The sequence below is a fragment of the Herpetosiphon sp. NSE202 genome (assembly GCF_042688385.1).
In the GTDB taxonomy this organism is placed as follows: domain Bacteria; phylum Chloroflexota; class Chloroflexia; order Chloroflexales; family Herpetosiphonaceae; genus Herpetosiphon.
In genome coordinates this window covers 285735-294576 of sequence record NZ_JBHUPY010000015.1, presented here as the reverse complement: position 1 = coordinate 294576, position 8842 = coordinate 285735, and the positions used below count along the sequence as shown (strand labels likewise).

General features: G+C 50.9%; 10 protein-coding genes and 1 tRNA gene. 4 read left to right on the top strand and 7 right to left on the bottom strand.

The genetic code is table 11. The features are described from left to right. The 3 genes from ACFMKP_RS19215 to ACFMKP_RS19205 all read right to left on the bottom strand — a co-directional run. Positions 1 to 281: GTP-binding protein (locus ACFMKP_RS19215; RefSeq protein ID WP_382292178.1), on the bottom strand; the 281-nt coding region annotated here is incomplete at its 3' end. Between the two features lie 267 nt (positions 282 to 548). Beyond that, positions 549 to 645, bottom strand: a tRNA-Sec gene (locus ACFMKP_RS19210). Between the two features lie 32 nt (positions 646 to 677). Beyond that, the gene (locus ACFMKP_RS19205; protein ID WP_382294164.1) at positions 678 to 1529 is read right to left on the bottom strand and encodes a DUF72 domain-containing protein; all 852 of its coding nucleotides are present in this window, start codon (positions 1527 to 1529) and stop codon (positions 678 to 680) included. Between the two features lie 106 nt (positions 1530 to 1635). Between ACFMKP_RS19205 and ACFMKP_RS19200 the strand changes: the two genes are divergently transcribed. The 4 genes from ACFMKP_RS19200 to ACFMKP_RS19185 all read left to right on the top strand — a co-directional run bounded on the left by ACFMKP_RS19200 (position 1636) and on the right by ACFMKP_RS19185 (position 4579). Next, a complete protein-coding gene (locus ACFMKP_RS19200) occupies positions 1636 to 2832 on the top strand; it encodes a beta-ketoacyl-[acyl-carrier-protein] synthase family protein (RefSeq protein ID WP_382294162.1) in 1197 nt (398 codons plus the stop codon). A gap of 64 nt (positions 2833 to 2896) precedes the next feature. After that, the gene (locus ACFMKP_RS19195) at positions 2897 to 3940 is read left to right on the top strand and encodes a sensor histidine kinase (RefSeq protein WP_110514139.1); all 1044 of its coding nucleotides are present in this window, start codon (positions 2897 to 2899) and stop codon (positions 3938 to 3940) included. Between the two features lie 100 nt (positions 3941 to 4040). Beyond that, positions 4041 to 4196, top strand: coding sequence for a Flp family type IVb pilin (locus ACFMKP_RS19190; RefSeq protein ID WP_382294160.1), 156 nt, complete (start codon positions 4041 to 4043; stop codon positions 4194 to 4196). A gap of 227 nt (positions 4197 to 4423) precedes the next feature. After that, entirely contained in the window at positions 4424 to 4579 is a 156-nt protein-coding gene (locus tag ACFMKP_RS19185) for a Flp family type IVb pilin (RefSeq protein WP_382294160.1), read from the top strand. Between the two features lie 104 nt (positions 4580 to 4683). Here ACFMKP_RS19185 and mtnP read toward each other — a convergent pair whose 3' ends face one another. The 4 genes from mtnP to ACFMKP_RS19165 all read right to left on the bottom strand — a co-directional run bounded on the left by mtnP (position 4684) and on the right by ACFMKP_RS19165 (position 8814). Next, entirely contained in the window at positions 4684 to 5544 is an 861-nt protein-coding gene (gene mtnP, locus ACFMKP_RS19180) for an S-methyl-5'-thioadenosine phosphorylase (protein WP_382294158.1), read from the bottom strand. A gap of 95 nt (positions 5545 to 5639) precedes the next feature. Continuing rightward, a complete protein-coding gene (locus tag ACFMKP_RS19175) occupies positions 5640 to 6032 on the bottom strand; it encodes a response regulator (RefSeq protein WP_382294156.1) in 393 nt (130 codons plus the stop codon). A gap of 26 nt (positions 6033 to 6058) precedes the next feature. Beyond that, complete coding sequence (locus ACFMKP_RS19170) at positions 6059 to 7732, bottom strand: ATP-binding protein (protein WP_382294154.1); 1674 nt, start codon at positions 7730 to 7732, stop codon at positions 6059 to 6061. A 2-nt stretch (positions 7733 to 7734) separates the two neighbouring features. Then, positions 7735 to 8814: a PstS family phosphate ABC transporter substrate-binding protein gene (locus ACFMKP_RS19165; protein WP_382294152.1), complete on the bottom strand. Its 1080-nt coding sequence runs from the start codon at positions 8812 to 8814 to the stop codon at positions 7735 to 7737. Between the last annotated feature and the right edge of the window lie 28 nt (positions 8815 to 8842).

Here is an 8842-nt window from a genome sequence, read left to right as displayed (position 1 = left end):
GTAATCATGTTTTTGATATAGTCGGCGTGGCCTGGGCAGTCGACGTGGGCATAGTGGCGATTTTCGGTTTCGTACTCAACGTGCGAAATCGAAATCGTAATCCCACGTGCGCGTTCTTCTGGAGCATTGTCGATTTGATCGAAAGCGCGGAATTCAGCGCGGCCACGGAGTGCCATGGTTTTGGTGATGGCAGCAGTCAAGGTGGTCTTGCCGTGGTCAACGTGTCCGATCGTCCCAATGTTGATGTGGGGCTTATTCCGCTCAAACTTTTGCTTAGCCATGTCGTTTGTGGCTCCTGCTATTACAAATACCGTTAGCCGCTGACAAAAAGACAACGGAACAGGAATGGAAAATTGGTAGTCGCGCCCTGCGGCCCCTTAATTGACCATTCCCTACGTGGTTCTACGTTATGGTGTGCGGGGTACACTTACCCAGATAAAGTTGACTTGTTTAAATGTCACAACTCGCACGAAAGCCGATTATAACACACCTTTTAGCGGAAACGCAAATAACCGCTTGCAAACAATCTTGGCTTGTTAATCGAGCGTTGGCGGGAGCACGTGCGAATCGAACACACCAACGCTATTCGTCATAGCGCCGACCAATTTTGAAGACTGACGAGGCCACCAGACCCCATGTACTCCCATCAGCAACAGTACCACGAAGCGCTGGTTTGATCAAAAGAGCGATAGTTGTTGGATTGGCGCTGGCGGCGTTGGCAAGGGATACGCAACGCCACGCGCAACCAACGCTTGGGCCAAAATCTCGCACATTTCTGGCGAACGCTCTTCAACGGGGCAATGCATAAATCCATATACGGTTAAGCCATCGTTCAGCATGGCCACAATCGTATCGGCCCATTGCTCCAACAGCGGACGATCAATCGCCAAATCGGGGTGGCCCATAAAGCGCAACAACACAAATGGCGCGGTTACATCAACATGATAAGGAACCGTGGGCTTTTTACGCCGCGCATCTAAAATGACTTGATCGCTGGTTGTGCCAGTATTAATCGGGCGCACATCGACCAGCACCCGCCCAACCCCATGCTCAGCCAACAGGCCATTCAAACGCTGGGCTGCTTGCGGTGCAAACCAGCCACGATGGCGCACCTCAACCGCCAAGGGTACACTTCGATCCCACGCCGCGAGCCAGGTTTGCAAATCGCCAAACTGGGCAGGGCTATAACTCGGGCCAAGTTGCAGAAAAATCGGGCCAAGTTTTGCGCCCAAGAATTGCATTTGGGCTACAAAGGCCTTGGTTGCAGCAATCTGCTGGGTCAAATTGCCGCTATGGCTAATTGCTCTCGGCACTTTTGGGCAAAAGCGAAAGTTGCTTGGCGTATCGCTGGCCCAACGCGCAACCGTCGGCTGGTCGGGCACTGCATAAAACGTCGCGTTAATTTCCACCGTCGTCAGCCGTTCAGCATAGGCCTTGAGCATATCGCCATTGCTCGTGCCAGCAGGCAAAAATTGGCCAACCCAAGGCCGATAGCCCCAAATCGCACAGCCAAGATAGATATTCGACATTGGATACACTCCCCGCTACAATGAGCGTAGCATCATAACCCCGAAACCACCAAGCCATACCACGTCAATGGAGCCTGTGGTAGGTCGGCAGCGCAGAGGAGCCTCTATGAAACAGCGAGTTGTCATCACCGGAATCGGGATTTGCAGCGCCCTTGGGAATGATATTGAAACATATTGGGCCGCCTTGCTCGCTGGCCAAAGTGGGGTCAAACCACTGCCCGAGCTGGCACCCTATAAAGATCCGGTGGTTGGTGGCGCAACCCCCGAGTTACCGCTACTTACCAGCCATCGCCGCCAACCAGACCGCATGATCAGTTTAGCGCACCATGCGGTGCAACAAGCTATCAGCATGGCCCAAGGCCTACCCCAAGATACCGCCGTCTTATGGGGCACAGGCTATACCACCATTTCAACAATCGAAGCCTGCTATGAAAATTGGTTTACCAATGGCAAAGTACGTGCCGATACCGTGCCAGCCTGTATGCCCGCCGCCGTGCTGCCACACCTCTGTACGGTGTTCGATTTACACGGCCCTAGCACCTTAATTTCGGCAACCTGCGCCTCTGGCTTGCAAGCAATTGGCATCGCCGCCGATCTGATTCGAGCTGGCGCGATTGAAACCGCCGTTGCTGGGGCTTCCGATGCACCATTAACCAAAGGTATGTATGCAGCTTGGAAACCATTGCGCGTGCTGGCAACCGATTTGAGCGACCCGAATCGGGCTTGTCGTCCATTTAGCGCCGATCGTAATGGCTTAGTGCTGGCCGAAGGCGCTGGAGCGTTTGTGCTCGAAAGCCTTGAGCATGCCCAAGCTCGCAAGGCCCCGATTCTGGCCGAGATCGTTGCTTCTGCGGCCACGACCGCCAGCGGCAGCATCGTCGCACCCGATTTGGAACATCAGACATTAACATTAACCAAAGCCTTACAACGGGCCAATATGAGCATTCACGATGTCGATTATATTAATGCCCATGCAACTGGCACCAAGCTTGGCGATGCAGCTGAAGCAGCGACCATCAAGGCCGTCTTTGGCCAACGAGCGCAGCATGTGCCAATTTCCGCCATCAAAGGCGCAACCGGCCATGCGATGGGTGCAAGCTCTGCGCTCGAAGCCATTGCTACCATCTTAGCCTTGCGCGATCAAATCTTGCCGCCAACCATCAATTGGCAAGCTGGAGACCAAGATTGCGATTTGGATTTTGTGGTTGAAGGCGCACGCAAGCAGCCAATTAATCTCGCCGTTAAAGAATCGTTTGGTTTTGGTGGCTCAAACGCTGTTTTAGTGCTACGTCGCTGGGTATAATTGACGCAGCAAATTTGCCACCAGTATAATTTCTCTTACGCAGCACCAGCGAATTGGAGGGCCAATGGCAGCCGATAAAGACGCATTATTAAAAGAATTGCGTGACCAACAAGACCGCATTCGTCGCCAAATGACCGAACTCGATGCCTTGATTCGCCAAAATCAAGCAGAAGTCGATAAAATGTCGCAACGCGAAATGTCAGTTTCCAGCCGCCGTCGCGATATGGAAGTCAATTTCGAGCGCTACGAAAAAGTTGATATTAAAAATTTCTATACCTCAGCCCAAGAGGTTCAAACCCGCGTGCAAATGATGCGCAGCCAAGTTGAGCAATTGCAAACCAAGCAACAATTGCTGCGTGAGCAACAAGATACGCTGCAAAAACTCATTCAAAGCCTCGATGAAGTCAGCGTTGTCGCCGAAACAACGATCTCAAACTTGCCCCAAGTTGATCCACAAGAGCAAATTGCGGCAATTATTCAGGCCCAAGAAAAAGAGCGCCTGCGCATTTCGCTGCAAATGCACGATGGCCCAGCTCAATCGATGAGCAACCTGGTGCTGCGTGCCGAAATTTGCGAACGCTTTCTTGATCACGACACCAATCAAGCACGCTCAGAAATGGCCAGCCTCAAAACTGCCATCAATACAGTGTTGCAAGATACGCGGCGGTTTATCTTTGATCTGCGTCCGATGACCCTCGATGACCTTGGTTTGCTGCCGACGCTCAAACGCTATGGCCAAGAATTTGGCGATAAAAACGGCATCGAAATCAATCTTATGGTCCAAGGCTTGGAATCTCGCTTACCAAGCCATTATGAAGTAACCATTTTCCGCTTTGTGCAAGAAGCCTTGAATAATGTCCAACGCCATGCCAATGCATCGCATGTACGCATTATTCTCGAGGCCGACCCAAGCAAAATTCAGATTGCAATTGAGGATGATGGCGCTGGTTTCCATGTTGCCGAAACCCTCAATGATCCCACTGGCAAGCGCAATATGGGCATCGCCAGCCTTCGCCAACAAGCAGAAGTCTTGTTGCGCGGCCAAATGGGCATAGAAAGCACGGTAGGCCGGGGTACACGGGTTGTGGCCGTAGTACCTGCACCCTAGTCACCCCTAACGATAGTACTAACATCCTATTGTCGTTCAGACTCGGGTCGGATATGATGTCCACATCGTAATTATTTTCTTTCTCTCAAGGAGAACTGCAATGTTTCGTTCATTTTTTGCTAAAGAAGAAGGCCAAGGCTTGGTTGAGTACGCTTTGATCCTCGCCTTGATCGCTATCGTCGTTATCGCTGTTTTGACCTTGCTCGGCAAGAACGTCAACAACAAATTGGGTAGCGTCGCCAGCACCTTGAACTAGTTTTCCTCCCGGAAAACACCCAAAACCAGCACCAATCGGTGCTGGTTTTGCTTTTAACGTTTTTATGATCATGCGGTAGCCTCTCCTAAGCCTCAGATTTGCATTATAACCCATGGTTGATTCAAACTACCCTCATTGATAGGACTAACATCCTATTGTCGTTCAGATTGTGGTCAGCTATTATGCATACATCGTAATTATTTTCTTTCTCTCAAGGAGATACCGCAATGTTTCGTTCATTTTTTGCTAAAGAAGAAGGCCAAGGCTTGGTTGAGTACGCTTTGATCCTCGCCTTGATCGCTATCGTCGTTATCGCTGTTTTGACCTTGCTCGGCAAGAACGTCAACAACAAATTGGGTAGCGTCGCCAGCACCTTGAACTAGTTTTCCTCCCGGAAAACACCCAAAACCAGCACCAATCGGTGCTGGTTTTGCTTTTAACGTTTTTATCAATCCACTCGCTGGCTAAACCCCAATCTAAGCTCAGCTTACCCACGATAGAGTAACGCTAAGCGTTCGCGCGTTGCGGCTGGAATCGCCTCAGGTGCCGTCATCACTGCATGAGCCAACGCCGAGTGCGCTGGATAAACCGCCGCAGGATCGATCAGCGGAATTAAGGCAGCAATCGTGTTTTGGGCTGCCGTCACATTACGGTTGATGGTTTCGACAACCATAGCCGCAGTTACATTATCATGCTCGGGATGCCAACAATCGTAATCGGTTACTAACGAAAGATTGGCATAGGCAATTTCGGCTTCACGGGCAAGCTTAGCCTCTGGCAATAAGGTCATGCCAATAATCGAGCAACCCCAACTGCGATATAGCTCCGACTCAGCTTTGGTCGAAAACTGCGGCCCTTCCATACAACAATAGGTGCCACCTTCATGCACGGTTGTGCCACTTGCAGCATGCGCCGCTTGACGCACCAAGGCACTCAGATGGGGGCAAACTGGATCACCAAACGCCACATGCACCACAATCCCTTCACCAAAAAAGGTTGCTGGACGCACACCCTTCGTCCGATCAATCGCCTGATCAGGAATGACTAAATGACCAGGCACCAATTCTTCGCGTAAACTGCCAACCGCACTCACACCAAGAATAAAACGCACACCCAATTGTTTGAGCACATGAATATTGGCCCGATAGGGCACTTCTGAAGGCGTGAGGCGATGACCACGACCATGGCGCGGCAAAAAGGCCACTCGTTGGCCAGCCAAATTGCCCACAATCACTGCATCACTGGGTTCGCCAAATGGCGTAGTTAGTTGTATTTCGCTGCGGTCGGTCAATGCTTCCATCGCATAAAGCCCACTACCGCCAATAATTCCAATGCTAATTGGTTCCATACGCTACCTCCTGTTGTTTATTGGCCTAGTATAGCAGAGCAGACACCAAAAGCTCTATCACACAGGTGACAGGGCCAGACGTTGATCGATCAGGGCTACGCTCCTAACGCCAACTGTTTTTCATTTTTTTTTAGATACTGGGCCACTTTATTGACTAAAACTTCATAGTCGATGGGTTTTTCGAGATAATCGATACATCCAGCAGCAGTCGCTCGCGATAGCTCGTTGTAGGTTGTGTGGCCAGTCACTGCAATCACTGGAATATGTGAGTAGCGGCTTTCGGCTTTTAATTCGGCGGTTGCCGTCCAACCATCCTTAACTGGCATCGCCATATCCATCAACACCAAATCGGGAGTTGTGTTGTGCACTTTATCAAGCGCATCTTGGCCATTGACGGCGCTAATCACGCTATAGCCATTCAACGATAACATCTGTTGGAGCAAGAAGCGGTTATCGCCATTATCATCAACAACTAAAATCATCCCCATGGGAAGCCTCCTAAGTTGGTTGGGTATCAGGCCACAACGCTCGAACTAACTAATGACGATGCTGCCATCACCAATGTCGATTCCGCTTGTGTTGGGCATTGAACAGGTATTTGCAACGTAAAGGTCGAGCCAACATTGGGACAGCTTTCGACGTTGATTGCGCCACCAAGCATCGCTGCAAGTTGTTGACTCAGCGCCAAGCCCAAACCAGTCCCGCCATAGGTGCGGGTGGTCGATTCGTCGGCTTGGACAAATGGTTTAAATAAACGCCGTAATTGATCGGGAGCCATGCCAATGCCAGTATCGCTAACCGCAAAAACCAGCCATGGCTCGTTGGCTCGCTGTTCATCCCACACTCGCAGGGTTACAGTGCCAGCTTCGGTAAATTTAATCGCATTGCTCAACAAGTTGAATAAAATCTGGCGAATTTTGCCAGCATCGCTATACACCACGCTGTTACTTGCAAAATCAGTTTTGAGTTGATCAAAGCGCGCTTCAGCAAGCGGCTGCACAATTCCCATCACTTCATCAACCAAGCTAGCAAGCTGCACTTCGCCAAGATCAAGATTCATCTTGCCATGCTCAATTTTTGAGAAATCGAGCACGTTTGAAACCAGGGTCAACAAATGTTTGCCCGCCAAGCGAATCCGCTCCAGCTGCGGCAATACATCTTCTTGGCCACGGGCTTTGGCTCCAAGATGCAGCAGCTGGGTATAGCCCAAAATTGCGTTCAGCGGCGTGCGCAATTCATGGCTCATGGTTGCCACAAACATACTTTTGGCTTGGCTAGCAGCTTCTGCCGCTGCCTGAGCGCGCAACGCCGTTTCCTCGGCCTGTTTGCGCCGAATAATATCCTCGGTTAGTTGTTGCTGCACATACAAACTTTCGGCCAGCTCAGCATTGCGCAGCTCAAGCATATCGCGATGTTCGCGCAGGCTTCGCACCATGCTGTTGAAGTTGTTGGCCAAGGTTTGCAGTTCGTCGCCCCCACCAACTTGAACCATGCGCTCAAGATCGCCACCAGCGACTGCTACCGTGGCATCGGTCAACTTGCGAATCCGCCGTGCAGTGCGCGTTGCCAACAACAAGCCAATCGCACCTGAGAGCAGCACGGTAAAGGCAATTTGGCCATAAATCACCAAACGCGACGATTCAAAGGTTTGGCCGACCGAAGCCAAAGCATTGTTGGCTTGGTTTTGGCTCAGCTGGCCCAAAATATCGGTTGCGCTCAGCACATCTTCGTAATAAGGATTAAGCCGATTGAGCACTGGCTGAACGCTGCCAGTGTTGCCAAGCCGGGCGGTTGGCAAAAATTGCTCATTTGTCGCTTGGACAAAACGCTGCCACGCCATCGAGACAGCATTGAGGGTTTCGCCTTCGACCATGCTGGTATCAAGCTGTTGGTATGCAGTGAAGGCCGTGCGCATATCTTGCTCAAGCGTTTGCATTTCACCTTCGATGCGCGCTTTATCAGCAACACTGTTGTTGATAATATATTCAAGTTGCAAGGCATGATATTTAGTGCTAATAAAATTAATTCGATCGCTCAAATCGAGCGAAGGAATGGTAATTTGTTCGATCATCGAGGCTTTTTGGAAAACGCTGCTAAAGCCATTTAACGCAAAAATGCCCAAGGCGATCATCAGGGCCAAGTCGAGGGCAATTGAGCCAAGCAATTTTGTTCGAAACGAAAGCCGCATTGCTACTCTCCCTCTAGCTCAAGCAAGCGTTCAATCGAAACCCCAATTTGCGAGCCACCCTCAAACATCGAGCCAAGTTTGCGTTGTTGTACCCGTTCTTGGGCAAATTGATAAGCTCTCGTTGGCAAGGGCACATATTTCACAGCAGCCACCACGCGCGGCAAATCGCTCAGGTAAAAATCGACAAATGCCGCAACTTCGGCTCGATCCAAGGCATCGGCGCGAACATAAATAAAAATTGGCCGTGAAAGCGGCTGATATGAGCCATCGGCAATTGTTTGCTCGGAAGGCAACACACAGCCATTGCCTGCATCAATTGCGACCAATTGCAAGCGATCTTGGTATTCGCGGTAGTAGGCATAGCCGAAATAACCCAAGCCGTTGGGATCGCCAGCAATATCTTGGGCAATCAGATAATCGTCTTCGCTGCTGATCACATCGCTACGGCTTGAGCCTTCGGTGCCAACAATCGCGCTGGTAAAATAATCAAAGGTGCCTGAATCTTGGCCAGCGCCATACAATTGCACGGTTGTGGTTGGCCAAGTTGCACGAACCATGTTCCAAGCAGTGATAGTATTGGTTGCTGCTGGCTGCCACAGCGTGTTCAACTCCGCCAGCGTAATACATTCGAGCCAGGTATTATTGGGGTTGGTAACTAACGAAAGGCCATCGAAGGCCACTGGAATTTCCACAAAATCAACCTGATTGGCGGCACACTCGGCGGCTTCGCTCTGCTTGATAGGCCGTGAAGCATCGGAGATTACCGTTTCTCCAGCACAAAACTTCTTAAACCCGCCACCAGTGCCGCTTACGCCTAATTGAACTTGCACGTTGGGCGCAATCAGCGCAAAATCACGCGCAATTGCTTCGGTAATGGGAAACACCGTACTTGAGCCATCGATCACAATTGAGCCGCGCAACGCTGGGTTGGCGGTTACTGCAGGCGACGGGATTGCTTGCGCGAGCGTTGTTGGTGGGGGAGTCGCAGTTGCGGGGAGGCTTGTAGCCGTTGGTTGGGCGGTGTTTGCACCACATCCAGCCAGCGTCAATAGGCAGCAAAGCAAAAGAAATCGTTGTAGCACAGCCACACTCCACAAACTATACAGCTTG